Annotated in this window: 12 protein-coding genes; 2 read left to right on the top strand and 10 right to left on the bottom strand. The window is 48.8% G+C overall.

Annotation, left to right across the window (positions count from 1 at the left end):
* Positions 1 to 130: 130 nt before the first annotated feature.
* A complete protein-coding gene (locus B147_RS0112540; RefSeq protein WP_020587547.1) occupies positions 131 to 1477 on the bottom strand; it encodes a hypothetical protein in 1347 nt (448 codons plus the stop codon).
* The gene (locus B147_RS0112545) at positions 1461 to 2144 is read right to left on the bottom strand and encodes an ABC transporter ATP-binding protein (protein WP_020587548.1); all 684 of its coding nucleotides are present in this window, start codon (positions 2142 to 2144) and stop codon (positions 1461 to 1463) included. The genes B147_RS0112540 and B147_RS0112545 overlap by 17 nt, the downstream gene beginning before the upstream one ends.
* Before the next feature lie 108 nt (positions 2145 to 2252).
* Here B147_RS0112545 and B147_RS0112550 point away from each other — a divergent pair, with 108 nt between their 5' ends.
* Positions 2253 to 5210 carry an ATP-binding protein gene (locus B147_RS0112550; RefSeq protein WP_020587549.1) on the top strand — a complete coding sequence of 986 codons (2958 nt, stop codon included), beginning with the start codon at positions 2253 to 2255 and terminating at the stop codon, positions 5208 to 5210.
* Between the two features lie 2 nt (positions 5211 to 5212).
* Positions 5213 to 6229, top strand: coding sequence for a GGDEF domain-containing response regulator (locus B147_RS0112555; protein WP_020587550.1), 1017 nt, complete (start codon positions 5213 to 5215; stop codon positions 6227 to 6229).
* An 8-nt stretch (positions 6230 to 6237) separates the two neighbouring features.
* Here B147_RS0112555 and B147_RS0112560 read toward each other — a convergent pair whose 3' ends face one another.
* The 8 genes from B147_RS0112560 to B147_RS0112590 all read right to left on the bottom strand — a co-directional run bounded on the left by B147_RS0112560 (position 6238) and on the right by B147_RS0112590 (position 15440).
* Positions 6238 to 7470 (bottom strand): ABC transporter permease, encoded by a 1233-nt coding sequence (locus B147_RS0112560; protein WP_020587551.1) that lies wholly within the window; start codon positions 7468 to 7470, stop codon positions 6238 to 6240.
* Positions 7471 to 7479: 9 nt separating this feature from the next.
* Positions 7480 to 8712, bottom strand: coding sequence for an ABC transporter permease (locus tag B147_RS0112565; RefSeq protein ID WP_245569006.1), 1233 nt, complete (start codon positions 8710 to 8712; stop codon positions 7480 to 7482).
* Positions 8713 to 8717: 5 nt separating this feature from the next.
* Positions 8718 to 9479: an outer membrane lipoprotein-sorting protein gene (locus B147_RS0112570; protein WP_026259631.1), complete on the bottom strand. Its 762-nt coding sequence runs from the start codon at positions 9477 to 9479 to the stop codon at positions 8718 to 8720.
* 485 nt (positions 9480 to 9964) lie between these two features.
* Positions 9965 to 10186: a hypothetical protein gene (locus B147_RS31780; protein WP_157237871.1), complete on the bottom strand. Its 222-nt coding sequence runs from the start codon at positions 10184 to 10186 to the stop codon at positions 9965 to 9967.
* Positions 10187 to 10427: 241 nt separating this feature from the next.
* On the bottom strand, positions 10428 to 11531 hold the full coding sequence (ahbD, locus tag B147_RS0112575) for a heme b synthase (RefSeq protein ID WP_020587554.1): 1104 nt from the start codon (positions 11529 to 11531) through the stop codon (positions 10428 to 10430).
* Entirely contained in the window at positions 11531 to 12508 is a 978-nt protein-coding gene (gene hemB, locus B147_RS0112580; protein ID WP_020587555.1) for a porphobilinogen synthase, read from the bottom strand. Before hemB ends, ahbD begins: the two co-directional genes overlap by 1 nt.
* The gene (ahbC, locus tag B147_RS0112585) at positions 12508 to 13698 is read right to left on the bottom strand and encodes a 12,18-didecarboxysiroheme deacetylase (protein ID WP_020587556.1); all 1191 of its coding nucleotides are present in this window, start codon (positions 13696 to 13698) and stop codon (positions 12508 to 12510) included. Before ahbC ends, hemB begins: the two co-directional genes overlap by 1 nt.
* Entirely contained in the window at positions 13695 to 15440 is a 1746-nt protein-coding gene (locus B147_RS0112590; RefSeq protein ID WP_020587557.1) for an AAA family ATPase, read from the bottom strand. The genes ahbC and B147_RS0112590 overlap by 4 nt, the downstream gene beginning before the upstream one ends.
* Between the last annotated feature and the right edge of the window lie 52 nt (positions 15441 to 15492).

Here is a 15492-nt window from a genome sequence, read left to right on the forward strand (position 1 = left end):
CTGGGAAGCTTTTATCTGTATCCGAGACAAATACCCTTATCCATGGCGTATCCAATAATGGCGAGTAACCTCATCTTAGTGTTCACGGGTGTATATTGTGGGAAAAGGCAATTCAAGATCTCTGGCCGGTTTAGAAGTACCAGGTGATCCATGCTGAAATTGTGTCTGCGGGTGCCAGGGTAAAGCCTGTGTCCGGGATGACATACCCGCCGTATTCGGTGCCGGTGGCCCCCCAATTTAAAAGAGCTGTCAGGGTGATGCGGATATTGTCGGAAAAATCGTAAACAATCCGGGGCAATAACATGCCTGAGTCGTCATGGAGGTTGATGATGGGGGTGATGTACAAATTGACCAGGGGATGGATTTCCAGATTGACATTGGCGCTGGCATACCACCGGCCCAAAGCAAACAGTTCGCCCCTGTCCAGGCGGTCAGATACAGCCGGGTCCATCAGTTCTTGAGTGTAATCATTGTCGGAAAGCCCGTTGTAATACAGTTCAATATATCCGTACCAGTTCCTGTTGAACCATACCCAGGAATAATCTATGTTGGCCACACCGGAGATGTAAAAAGAGCGTCCCCGGCTTTTTTGATCAAGGAATGTGCCGGTGAGATCCAGACGGAAGGCAGCATCTCCTAAGGTGCCGGCTGTGCCGATGCCGGTAACCATGTCTTTATAGTGCCGGGCCACCATGATATCTGTATCCACCCTGTTAAGGTTGGCGTGAAGTTTTACACCCAAAGATGACTGATCCATGCCTGCCTTATCAGTTTCCGGGTCCCTGTGGGCTGCATAAATCATATCCACATCCACCCCTTTTACCGGAAAATGAACCAGAATAAGGTCATCACCGGTTTTATAATCGCGCTCAAGATCTGTGGGGGCGAAAGGATTGAAAAGATCCATGGGGTTAAAGGTAAATCCATGCCCCCAGGTCACGGCCTGGCGTCCGATGCGGATTTCCCCCCAAGATGGCGAAAAGGAGAAAAATGCCCTGTCCAGGCGATGGTATATGACTGAACGTTGCCCCTGGTGCAGGGTCGCGGTCAGATCAAAAAAACGGTGGTCGTCCCTGATGGGGCCGGACAGGCCGTTGGGAAAGAGGGCCGGGTAGCGGGCTTTAAGTTTTTCGCCGTCCTCGCGGGTGCCGCCGCCTCCGGCTAACGCTTCATAGTTGACCTCCATATACAAGGTGTCGCCAAAAAAGGTTTTGTTGTTCAAGCGCAGCTCCCCATACCCGTCATAATTGGGGGACAGGCCCACTGCCTGGTAAGCGGAATTTGATTTTGGAAAAAGGATTCGGCTGTAAAGCTTCAGATGACCGTCCCATTCCATTTCCGGAAGAGACGTTTCCTCTTGTGCATATCCTAAAAAGATAGGAACCAACCAGAACAGAACGCAAAACAAGGCCACGTCCGTGATTTTTAGAACCGTTAGGTTGCGTTGAATGGCTTTTCTTTTACTTGGTATGATCATCAACCACACTTCCGTCCTTGAGACGGATGATTCTTCGGGAAAAACCCATTACCATTTGGTCATGGGTCGAGAAGATAAAGGTGACCTTTCGCTGTTCATTCATCCGGGCCATCATTTCCAAAAGGCCCTGTCCGGTCTGGGAATCCAGGTTGGCCGTAGGTTCGTCCGCAAGGATTATGGCCGGGTTGGATACAAGGGCTCTTGCCACAGCCACCCGCTGCTGCTGGCCCCCGGACAGTTCGGCCGGCCGTCGGTCGTGCATGCCCGAAAGGCCCACATCATCCAGGACAGCCCTGGCCCGCTGCCTTCTTTCCTTTGCAGGTACCCCCTGCATGAGCATCACATATTCCACGTTTTCCCGGGCCGACAGCACCGGGATGATATTGTAGGCCTGGAATACAAAGCCGATTTTGTTCAGGCGCATCTCAGCAAGTTTTGACTGGGACAGTCCGGTGAGTGTTTCGCCGTCCAGAATAATTTCTCCATGATTCGGGTTGTCCAGTCCGCCCATTATATTCAGCAGTGTGGTTTTCCCCGAACCTGATGGTCCTGCAAGCGCACAAAACTCCCCCTTTTCAACACAAAGGGATATATGGTCCAGGGCATGAATCAGCCCATTGCCTTGTTTATAGGTTTTGCTGACGTCTTTGACTTCAACCATATTCATTGGATGCCCTCTCTTAAGGATTGATTTTGGCGTTTATTCTAATATATACTAATTAATTAATTTCTCACAACTGATTCGCATATTCCCAAGCTATTGACAGGAGACGTTATGCCGCGGCGCTCGTTTAGTATTCGCACCAAGCTCATTGCTATTTTTGTTTTGATAAAAGTTCTTCCTCTGGTGGCGTTAGCCTGGTTTTCCTGGCATGTTATTTCAGATCTGGCAGATACATTGAAAAAACAGACCGAACAGGTGGCCCAGGATACCAATAAGCTTGTCGGCGGTATTGCGGATATGGCGACAAACAACTCCATTGAGGCGTTGGATGACCGCTCGCGGCAAGCTATTGAACGACTGACCACAGATACGGCACGGCAGGTGGCCGATTTTTTATACGATCGTGATGTGGATATCCGGTTGGCCGCCCAACTTACACCGGGGAAAAAGGCATTTCAGACATTTTTATCCGGGCGAACCCGCAAGGTGGTCATGGATGACGGCAAATGGAAAATGAATGAAGACGGGACTAAATGGGTCTCTGCGGACCCGGCCCCTGTGCAGTACAAAGAAGTGACGGCTAGGATCGAAGATAACCGGAACCAGTTTCATTACCGTCCGCCGGAAGCCACAGGCGTGATTGAGTATCGCCCCCTGTATCTTGAAATGACATATGTGGATTTGTCGGGCATGGAAAAATTTAAGGTTTCCAACACCCGCCTTTTACCTGAGACGCTATTGGATGTGTCAAAAAAGGAAAACACATTTTGTAAGGCAGAAACGTATTTTGAATCCTTGAAAAAACTTAAACCCGGTCAGATTTATGTCTCCGATGTCATTGGGGCCTATGTGAAAGGCTTTTTACCCGGCGGCGTCTACAGCAAAGCCCGGGCCGAAAAAGCGGGTATTGCATTTGAACCGGAAAAATCCGGATATGCAGGACTTGAAAACCCTTTAGGTATTCGTTTTAATGGCCTGGTGCGATGGGCCACTGCGGTTGTTATCAAAGGTAGAATAACAGGGTTTGTCACCTTGGCCCTGGACCATATCCATATCATGGAGTTTACCGATCATGTTATCCCCACCAATGACCGGTATTGTATTACATCCGATGCCGGGTCCGGCAATTATGCGTTCATGTGGGATTATAAAGGGCGAAATATTTCCCATCCCAGGGATTATTTTATTGTGGGATATGATTCTGAAACCGGTCAACAAACCGTTCCATGGCTGGAAGAATCGCTTTATGACAAGTGGCTTTCATGCAATTGTTCCATGTCGGAATTTGAAACACAGGTTCCCTGGTTTGATGCCCAGTCTTTAAAGAAAAAACCTGCCAAAGACCTGACACAGCAAGGATTTTTGGGTCTGGATGGGCGGTTTCTTAATTTCGCCCCCCAGTGCACGGGTTGGCATACCTTAACCCAGCATGGGGGCTCCGGATCATTTCTTATTTTCTGGAGCAAGCTGTGGAAATTGACCACTGCGGCGGCCATTCCTTATTACACCGGCCACTACGGTGATCACCCCAGGGGGTTTGGATATGTCACCATTGGGGCCAATGTGGATGAATTTCATAAACCTGCGGTGCATACTGCGGCCATAATCAAGTCCACCCGAAAAGATTTTGAAACAAACCTTATTGCGCAAAAAGAACACAATCAGGCTTATCTTCGCAGCAGTCTTCATGACACCGCCATTAAAATGACTTTATCCACAGGTATCATGATCGTATTGGTCATTTTCATTGCCCTGTGGATGGCTGCAGCCCTGACCGGAAAAATCACCAAGATGATTTGGGGCATCAATAATTTCCAGAAAAGGGACATGGATTTTCGCCTTGAAGAAACATCCAATGATGAGATAGGTCAACTGACCTCTTCTTTTAATGAGATGGCAGACAGCATCCAGCAATACCTGTCGGTCGTGGAGGATGCAAAAAAAAATACCGAACTTGCCAATGCGCGTTTAAAGCAGGAGGTTATTGAGCGAAAAGCGGCCCAGGTTGAATTATCCTTGCACCGGGATCAGCTTGAGGAGATGGTCAAAAAAAGAACAGCACAGCTTGAGGCTCAGATCCATGAACGTGAACGGGCCGAAGAAGAATTGATGCAATCCGAGAAGATGGCGGCTTTAGGTCAACTTATTGCCGGTATTGCCCATGAGATCAATACCCCCATGGGAGCCATTAAGTCCTCAGGGAGCAATATTTTAGCTTTTCATGAAAAATTACAAAAAGACATACCGGATCTAATCAAAACGTTGACAGATCAGCATCTGCCGCTTTTTTTCGCCCTGTTAAACCAGTCCCCCCACAAGGCTGTGTTAAGAACCAGCCGGGAGGAACGTAAATTGATTCGATCACTTAATGACACTTTGAGTGGGGCCGGCATTGAAGGTGGCCGGCAAATGGCATTTTTTCTGGTGCAGATGAATGTGCATGACCAATGGGAAATGTTCAAGCCGCTATTACTTCATCCGGAATCTGAATTTATCCTTGAGACCGCTTACAGTCTTCATTCCATTACCAGTAACACCACAAATATTAACCAGGCTGTGGACCGGGTCAGCAAAATTGTTTATGCTCTGAAATCGTATATCCGCCAGAGTGATACCAATGAAAAGATAGAGACCGATATTATTGACAGCATTGAAACTGTGTTGACCATTTACCACAATCAGATCAAACAAAGCACCGAACTTGTCCGGGAGTATGATACGGTTGAACCCATACTCGGATATCCGGATGAACTTAGTCAGGTCTGGACAAATCTGGTATATAATGCCCTGCAGGCCATGGATTATAAAGGCATCCTGACCATCCGGGTAAAAAGTTTGGAAAACCATGTGCAAATTTGCGTTGCAGATACCGGCTGCGGCATCCCGGAAGAGAACAAAAGAAAGATTTTCCAACCCTTTTTCACCACCAAGAAAAGAGGCGAGGGCAGTGGATTAGGCCTTGACATTGTGGCTAAAATCATCAAAAAACATGACGGTCAAATAGACTTGGAGTCTGAAGTGGGGAAAGGAACAACCTTTACCGTTTTACTTCCACGAAATAAGGATTAACTATGGCTGATACGACCACAGAGATTGCTATTTTATGTGTGGATGATGAACCCATTGTCACTGAAAGCCTTCGGTCTTTATTTTATAAATCGTTAAAAGACGTTGCCGTGATTGAAGTTGCACACAGTGCCGAAGAGGCCATGGAAGTCATTGAAGAGTTTATAGATGACGGCATTGACCTACAGGTGGTGATTTCCGATTATATTATGCCCGGCATCAAGGGCGATGAACTGCTGGTTAACATTCACAGCAAACTGCCTAAGGTTAAAAAGATTTTGCTCACCGGTCAAAGTGATATTGATGGTATTCGGCAAGCCATCAATAAGGCCCAGCTTTACCGTTTTCTTGAAAAGCCATGGAGCAATGATGACATGATTTTAACCATCCAAAGTGCCCTGACCGCTTATGATCAAGAGGCCCGCCTTGAAAATAAAAACCGTCAGTTAATAAAACTTAATCAAGAGCTTGAGGCCAAGGTACAGGAAAGAACCCGGGAGCTGGAACAAAAAAATAGGGAGCTGGAGCGCCTGGCCACTTTTGACCAGCTCACAGGCTTGGTCAACCGGGCTAAACTTGACGAAGTGCTCACGGCTGAATTAATCCGCTCTAACCGGTATGGTAACTCTCTTGGTTTGATCATGGTGGATATCGATCATTTCAAAGTGGTTAATGATACCCATGGCCATCAGGTTGGAGACCAAGTCCTTCGATTGTTTGCCGAACAGCTTAGGCATGGGGTGCGTGATGCGGATGTTCCCGGGCGTTGGGGCGGAGAAGAGTTTTTAATTATTTGTCCGGAGTCAGATCTGCATGGGGTGGTGACATTAGCCCAGTCCCTGAGGAAACGCGTCCGGAATCATGAAGTTGAAGGCGTGGGCAAAAAAACAGCCAGCTTTGGGGTTACGGTATTTGAGAAAAAGGATACGATTGCAACCATTATCAGCAGAGTTGACAAGGCGTTGTACATGGCCAAGGTGGCAGGACGGAACCGGGTGGAATGTGTGATGCCGGGCGTTTGAAAAATAGTTCAAACACGGGCCATCGCCTCCACCGGAGTAATTCTTGCCGCCTTGATTGCCGGATACAGGCAGACAAGGACGCCCAACCCCATAATGACGGCATTCACGTAACAGATATCTTTGATCGTAAAAAACGGGAATACCATCCGTCCCATGCCCCAGAACTCAGATCCCTGGGCCATGAAGGACATATCAATCCCGCCGGAAAAAAGATAAAGGGTTAAAAGTCCTAAAAGATTACCCACCACAAGGCCGATCATAAGAAGAATAAGGCACTCCAGTAACACGTTGATAATGATTCTTACAGGTTTAAGTCCCAGCGCTTTGAGCAGCCCGAATTCCCGGGTTCTTTCCAGGACTGCCATGAGCATGGTATTGACCAGTCCGAACGCCATGGCAATGAAAATGACCAGGTACCAGAGCAGCATAAATCGGTCAAACATTCCCAGATAGCCCTTGAGCAAAGGCAGCATATCCATCCATGTCAACGCGCAAAGATCCCGGGGCAGGTTTTGACGAATAGTCCCAAGTACCCTATTCAACCCTTGGGAATCCATGCCGGTGCTGTCGGGCAGGCGCACACAGGCTAAAGAAATGTCGTCTTTTATTCCCAGAAGCGTCTGGGCTGCCCTTAGCGTAATGAAAACATATTGTTTTTCAGTGGACTGCATTTCAGCTTTAAAGGTTCCCCTGATTTTAAAGGCCCTGGACGCGGTTTCCCGGTTTGCACCCTGGGTCATGAGCACCAGCTTTCGGCCGATTTTTGTCTCAAAATTGTTTAAAAGAGTCTCCCCCACCACGATTCCATGGTCGTCGCCGGGTGCCAGCAGCTCTCCTTTGGGAGTAATATCCCCGTAAAATGAGAGGTTCGGTTCTTTTTCAGGGTCAATGCCCAGAATGGTGATACCCTGGGAGTTTCCGGCATTGGCGGCCACACCGTTCACCTGGATGCGAAACGCCCACAACGCCCCTTTGGGCAGGCTTTGGTCCAGCAATTCCGCCACAGGGGCCGGGTGGGTGATCCGATTCTCAACTGACGGATCTTCCCGGAACATGGCATTTTGGATCTGGATGTGGCCGGTCAGCGTGTTTAATGCGTTTTCCAGGGTGGAAGCCATCATACCCCGGGACAGGGCGCTGAAGGCCAGCATGGTCCATGCCCCGATGACCACGGCAACCAGAATGATGCCGGTCCTTTTGGGATTGCGCCAGATATTGCGCCAGGCCATGAGAATTTGCATGATCTCTCCTTATACGGCTCGCATGGCCTCAACGGGTTTGATGCCATGCACTTTGAATGCCGGGTACAAGGCTGTTAGGATGGTGATGAGAAATACGGCTGCCGGGCCTGCGAACGCCGTGATTAGCGTCAGCTTTGGCCGGATCAGGCCGGGAATGCCGTATTGCCGCATCATGCCCTCAGCCTCTCCCATGGGGATACCGGTGTGTTCCAGCCAGAGGGTGAGTATACAGCCGGCCAAAATGCCCAAAATAATTCCGCACAGGGTTAAAAATCCCGATTCAAGGATCAGCACCCGTGATAACCGCCAGGGCCCGGCACCAATAGCCATGAGGGTGCCGAACTCTTTGGTTCGCTCAAAAACAGCCATGATAAAGGTATTCATAATACTGAAGGCTACCATGACCAGCAAGATAGCATAGAAGATGAGTCCACCCCCAAGGTCCATCTGGATGGACTGGATCAGTCCGGGAGTCAGTTCATCCCAGGACATGCAGACAAGGCCGGGTTGTATTCCCGGTTGTGAGAGGTGCTTGAATATGGCAGATTTTACCTTCCCCACATGCCACAGACTGTCACAGGAAATGATGATTTCATGCACGGCACCTCCCATGGCAAAGGTCTCCTGGAAATGAGGCAGGGGGATTTGAATGGCGGATCGATCGTACTCATCCATTCCGGATGCGAATATGCCTGTCACCTCAAGCACCGTAGCGGCAATGGAGCCGTCCATGGCTGATCCGAGGATCACCAGTTCATCCCCGATGTCAATTTTAAGATTTTTAGCCAAAAGCGATCCGATCACGGCGGCATTGGTATCCGAAGGGTTCAGATATCGTCCTTTACGGATGGTCTGGGGTACGCTTGAGATTTCGGCTTCCTTTTCAGGGTCAATGCCGGTGATGAAACCACCGCTGGTGCGCAGGGCGGAAGAGAGTAGGGCAAAGGCATTTGCCCTAAAGGAAACGGCTGTGATATGAGGTGTTTGATCAAGTGTACGGACAATATCTGACGGTGCTTCTACCACCTGCCTGATCTTGTGGTCCGTGTTATACCCTTGTTTAAGTATCTGGATGTGGCCGGTACGGGTCTTCACCGACGTATCAATCATAACTTCATAAGTGCCGATCTGAAGTGACAGCATGAATATCAGCAGCACACAGGCAAAGGCAATGGCTAAAATGGTCAGGATGGTTCGCCTGGGATTGCGCCGGATATTGCGCCAGGCCATGAGCATCTCCATAAAGCTTACCTCAGTGGTTTTTTTAATGCATTCAGGGTAAACCGACTGTCCTGCAACGGCACATCAAATTCAAGCGTTTCATATTCAAGCAAGGTATAATCCTCCTTGGAGTCTGCGTCCATGGCACGCATGACCCAGTGGGTGGGAAATAATTTTTTTCCCATTTTCTTTATTTCAGAGGTGGTCAGGATTTTTACCGCTGCCATGTCCTCGTCATAAAAGCCTTGCTCCAGGATAATGCCGTCTTCACGGATTTTAAGCTTTTGCATGCCCCATACGACAGGTGCATCCGGCTTGGGAACAGATTTAATTTCATAGACGATTATGCCGTTTTCCCGGGAGGTGCTTTCCATTTCATGGGTATAGTCATTGAGAATGCTGTCCGCCTTGGACAGATCGTTGTTGGAAAAGTCAGATCCCATCCAGGATTGGGACATCATGGAGGGCGGGATTTTGATCACCCGGTTAATTTTTGGATTATACGTCCACATGTCCCGGCCGATTTTCAATGTGCCGTTGCCCTTATCTTTTTTGGGCGCCGTAATCTGGAAAATGGAATCATTTCTCCCCCTTGTCCAGGCTTTTATAACCGATACCCGTTCCCAGCTCGCACGGTGCACGGTCATTTTTACCTGACTGACAGACGTTTTGCCCCGCATGTAATCCCAGGCCTTGGCGATAACATCCAATGCCTGGGGGTCTTTCGCAAATGCCGGTGATGAGAAAAGTACAAGGAGTAATCCCGCAATGAATACTGGTTTTTTCATGTCAAGCACCCTGTTATCCATTTTTGATGATATTGGTGTGTAAAATGTTGCCAAACAAAGGATAGGATCAGATCTTCCGGGCCGGCACCATGTAAATAAATAGGCAATAATAACGTTCTGCATGACTACGGCGGCTTAGAGTTAAACCCTAAAATAGGATAGGATATTGCTTTTTGTCAAGATCAGTCTGAAAAGAGACAACTGGCAGGTTCGATACGCTTTTATGGCCGATTTTAAAAGAAATTAACCGGACAGCTCTGAGTTACGACCAGCAACATTTTGTAATTTTAAATGCATTTTTTGTAACTGCTCTTTGTATGTTGAAAGGGTGTTTTTTAAAAAAATCTTTAAAATTAAGTGAGTTATTGTCTTTGGTATGCCATTTGAATTGTCTGGAATGTTGGCGCGATGCAGCAAAGAATTGATTTGCTGCCGGCAGATTTTAATTCTGTATTATGAAGGAGTAAAGAATGAAAAAAACAAAATCAATCTACTTTGTCGTCATAATTTTGATTTGTTTGATTTTCCCAACCATTGGCTCTGCGCACCCACCGTCGCGGCATGAACGATTTAGGCACGATCCGCCGTACCAGGATAGACGATTCAGGCACGGTCCACCGCCACATAGCCAATTCAGACATGGTCCGCCGCCACATAGACGGTTTAGGCACGATCCACCGCCACCACCACATAGACGATTTAGGCATGATCCGCCACCACGTGAACGATTACTGATACCGGTACCCATACCCATACCGTTGCCGCCATTGCCACACAACTTATTTTGATACGGTCTGTTACCGCGCCACGAGCGTTTAAGTCGCAAATATAAAGAGCCTGTTGCAGATAAATTGTTTCTGCAACAGGCTCTAAATTCTAAAGATTTAGCGCTAAAGTATAAGGGACTTTGATTGCCTATTTATCAGAGTCCCTTACTTTCTTTTCTGTCTAATGCCGGGCCGGCTGGTATGTGCACAACGGCTCCTGGGCCAGGTAATTGCCGGTGGCTTCGTATGCCCTGGCCCGGCATCCGCCACACACCTGTTTGTATTCACAGATTCCGCATTTGGGTTCAAGGTTGCTGAAGTCCCGCAATTTATTGAATACGTCTGAGTTTTCCCACACATCCTTAAAATGCTGGGCTTTAATGTCTCCACAGGTAACGTCTAAAAAACCGCAGGTCTGTACCCGGCCTACATGGGAGATAAAGCAGAAACCGGTGCCTGCAAGGCAGCCCCTTGTGACCGCATCAAGCCCATGGGTTTCAAAACTGACTTTTTTGCCCTCAGCCTTGGCGCGCTGGCGTAGAATCCGGTAATAGTGGGGGGCACAGGTGGCTTTAAGCTGCAAAGATGTTTTGTCCCGCTGGTCGTAAAACCAGTTCAGAGTCTTTTCATATTCCTTTGCGTCAATGGCCGTATCCACGATGTATTTGCCCCGGCCCGTGGGTACCAGCAGGAAAATGTGATGGGCCGCAGCCCCCAACGATTCTGCCAAGGCAAGAATGGCAGGAATTTCATCAAGGTTGGTCTTTGTGATAACGGTGTTGATCTGAAATTCCAGGCCGGCCGCTTTGGCTGTTTTTATGCCGTTTACTGCCCGGTCAAAGGCTCCTTCAAGCCCCCTGAACGCATCATGGGAAGCTGCAGTGGCACCGTCCAGACTTACGGAGATACGTTTGATGCCGCTCTCTTTAAGGCGTGCCACATTCTCTTCATTGAGCAGGGTGCCGTTGGGGGCCATGACCATACGGAGGCCGATTTTGTCTCCATAGGCGGCAATATCAAAGATATCATCCCGGAGCAGCGGTTCGCCGCCGGTGAGAATAATGATGGGTTGCCCCACCTCTCTGATCTGGTCCAGAAGTTTGAAGGACTCTTCAGTGGTGAGTTCGTCATCGTATGCATGGTCTTCGGCCGCAGCACGGCAATGCTTGCAGGTCAGGTTACACCGGCGGGTTGTCTCCCAGGCCACAAGGCGCAGGGTCTTGTTTTTACCCGCGCCGTGGGGGGTGCCGTGTCCCGGGGGGACTTTTCCGTGGGGATGTGCCATCAGCTATTCAACTCCCTTGCCACGTCTATGGCTGCGTAGGTCATGATAATATCGGCTCCGGCCCGCTTGATGGACAGCAGGGTTTCCATGATCATGGCTTTGCCGTCCACCCATCCCATCATCTCAGCTGCCTTAATGATGGAGTATTCACCGGATACGTTATATGCGGCCACAGGCAGATCGATCTCTTCTCTTACTCTGTAAATGATATCCAGGTAGGAGAGCGCCGGTTTTACCATAATAATGTCTGCACCTTCCTCGATGTCCATGGTGGCTTCCCTGATCGCTTCAAGGGAATTGGCAGGGTCCATCTGGTAGGTCTTGCGGTTTCCGAATTGGGGCGCGGATTCCGCAGCTTCCCGGAAAGGGCCGTAAAAGGCCGAGGCGTATTTTACGGCATAAGACATGATGGGGATATGGGAAAACCCCTCGTCATCCAAGATACCTCTGATTTCTGCCACGCGACCGTCCATCATGTCGGAAGGGGCCACCATGTCGGCACCTGCCTGCACATGGGACAACGCCGTTTTGGCAAGCAGATCCAGGGTGGAATCATTGTCAACGGTGCCGTCATCCATGACCATACCGCAATGACCGTGGTCTGTATACTCACACAGGCAGACATCGGTGATTACGGTAAGATCCGGGACCTGTTCCTTGACGGCCGTCACTGCTTTTTGAACAATACCGTCATGGGCATAGGCCTGGGTGCCAAGGCAGTCTTTTTTATCGGGAATACCGAACAGCATAATGCCCGGAATACCTTCGTCTTTGGCTTGTTTTGCCGTCGTGACAATGTGATCAATAGAGAGCTGGAACTGTCCAGGCATGGAATTGATAGGCTTTTTAACGGATTTGCCTTCAACCGCAAAAAGGGGAAGAACCAGATCATCTCTGGAAAGCTTTGTTTCCCTGATCATCCGCCGGAAATTGGCCGTGGCCCTAAGCCGTCTGCCTCTGTATTCGGGAAACAGCATTATACACCCTCCTTTTTGATCTCTTCATCCGTAAGGTAACAGGCCGGATCCGAATCCCAGGGGTCTCCTGCGACAGACTCGGCTCTGGCCCTGAAGTTGCCGGCACAGATGTCCAGCCAACGGCATTGGGCACATCTGCCTTTAACGTGTTTTTTCTTCTCTTTCATTTTCATCAAGAATTCGTTTTCAGAATCTGTCCAGATTTCGCTGAAAGGTCTGTCCTTGATGTTGCCGAAACTGATTTCCCGCCAGAACTGGTCCGGATGAACTTCACCATCCCAGGATATACACCCGATGCCACGGCCCGAGTTATTGCCTTCGTTCATCTCAAGCAGTTCGAGCACTTCGGCGGCCCGTTCGGTGTCTTCTTTAAGCAGGCGCTGGTACAGGTAGGGACCGTCTGCATGGTTGTCCACGGTGAGGATCTCCTTGGGCTTATTACGGTCGTGAAGGTCCCTTGTGCGGTCCATGATCAAATCAAGCACCTGACGGGTCTCCTCATGACTTAAATCCTCCTTGGCAATTTCCTGTCCGCGGCCTGAATACACCAGGTGGTAGAAACAGGCCCTGGGAATTTTTTTCTCTTCCAGCAGATCAAAAATGCCCGGGATATCCTTGACGTTTCTTTTATTAATGGTAAACCGCAGCCCCACCTTAATGCCGGCTTCCTGGCAGTTGTCAACGGCCTGCAATGCCTTTTTATACGCACCGGGAACGCCCCTGAACATGTCATGGGTGGCTTCAAGTCCGTCCAGGCTGATCCCCACATAGGAGAGCCCCACTTCTTTGAGCTGCTTGGCCTTCTCTTTGGTGATCAGGGTGCCGTTGGTGGAGATGACGGCGCGCATGCCTTTGGATACGGCATACTGGGCATATTCCACAAGGCGTGGATGCATCAGCGGTTCTCCGCCGGAAAACAGAAGCACCGGAACCCCGAATTGAGCCAGATCATCCATCATGGCAATACTTTGTTCATGGGTCAGTTCATTGTCATAGGCAATATTTTCAGACTGGGCATAGCAGTGAACGCACTTCAGGTTGCACCGCCGGGTCATATTCCAGACCACCACCGGCTTTTTGTCCTTTGAGAACTGAAGCAGATGGGAGGGTAGTTTGCCTGAATGCCTTGAATAGCGTAACGTATCCGAGGGTTCCACCGTAGCGCAGTAAAGTTTTGAAATTCCAATCATTTTATCTCTTTTCTGATAAGCTCGTTGAGGTAAGTTTCGTGGTCGGTTAATGCCTTTCTGGACAGGAAAAACCTTGCTTTTCCCGTTTTTTCTCGAATAAGGTTAAATCCGTCAAAAAAATCCGTGTATATTTTAGAAAGGACTTCCTCTGTGGTTGCATTGTGCTCTATAAACTGCTGGATGAGAAAATCCGCTGCATCTTCTTCAAACACGACATTTAAATCATAGTTTTTGGAAATTTCCAGTTCCATCTCTCTAACATTGTCATAGAATTTTTTGACCTGTTTAACCGCGTCCTCTATCTCCATGACATGGGCCGTATAGTACTGGACCACCATTTTTGTACGAATCTGCGTTAAGGTCAGGCCGTGGCGGATGGAAAATATTTTCCAGTTATTTTTAACATATTCACTGATGTAATCTGAGAAAAGGACCAATGCATGGTTATATTCAGCCAGGTATTTTTCTTTGTCATTGCCCTGGATCAGATCGTTTAACACTTGTTTGGGGTCCGTCAGTACCTGTTTGGTGACCGCAAATTGACCCACGGATTCGGAAGGCAGTTTTTCTTCAAAGCAGAGCATGGCTTCTTCAACCACGGATACAAGCCCCCGGGCACCGGTATTTTCCTTGTGCGCCTTTTCCGCAAGCATCTCTAACGCCTCGTCGGTGAACAGCACGTCAATCCCATATGATTTGAAATCAAGGCGTTTGCTTAAAATAACCGGATTGTTGGGCATTTTCAGGATGTCGTAAAGATCCTTTTGGGTCAGTTCGTCCAGTACACAACGCACCGGTACCCTGCCGATGAATTCGGACTCAAATCCGTAGGCCACCAAATCCTCGGACCGGGTCTCCTTTAAAAGCTCATTGTCTTTTCTGGTATGACTGAGTGAGGCACCAAACCCTATGGCTTGTTTGCTCAATCGTTTTTTCACCATATCTGTCAAGCCTGAAAACGCACCTGACAGAATAAAAAGAATATTGGCCGTATTCACTCGTCTGGCCGAGCGTTTTCCGGTTCTCTGGAATGCCTCAAGCTCCTGCATCATGGATACGGGATCATGGGGCACCTTTAAATCTACATCGGTTTCTTCCATGGGTTTGAGCAGGGCCCGCTGAACACCTGTCCGCGATATCTGGGCGCCGATAACATTGGGGCTTGCAGCAATCTTGTCCACTTCGTCGATGTAAACAATGCCGCATTCGGCAAGTTCAATGTCATCCTTGGCTTCTTTAACCAGATCCCTGATCAAGTCCTCTACATCCCCGCCCACATACCCGGTTTCGGAGAATTTTGTGGCATCGGCTTTGACAAAAGGCACCCCGATTTTTTTGGCGATAAGTTTGATCAGATAGGTTTTGCCGATACCGGTGGGACCGAGCAGCAGGATATTGCTTTTAATGTTACCCGTGATCTTAAACGGTTCCGTGATCATGGTTTCCTGGTGCCGGATTCGGTTGAAATGGGTACAGATCTTTGTGGCAAGTACCGATTTCGCCTTGTCCTGCCGAACAACGTACTGGTCAAGGTAACTGATCAGTTCCGCAGGCTTAATATTGAAATCAATCAGTTTTTTTTTGCCGGACTCGGGTGTTGTGCCGGTAATGATCTCCTGCTGGGGCTGGATGGAAGGTGCCAGGATTTTAACATTTCCACCAAATCTTTTGTTCAGAAATTCCCCAAGCTCTTTTTCGATTTTTTTCGGGTCAGGCCCGGTGGCATCATTGTGATTAGTCATAATTACCTATAATAAGCTTGTCTGCCCATAATTCAAGGCGCAAGTTCAGAGC

Origin of the sequence: Desulfobacter curvatus DSM 3379 (genome assembly GCF_000373985.1) — a bacterium.
GTDB lineage: Bacteria > Desulfobacterota > Desulfobacteria > Desulfobacterales > Desulfobacteraceae > Desulfobacter > Desulfobacter curvatus.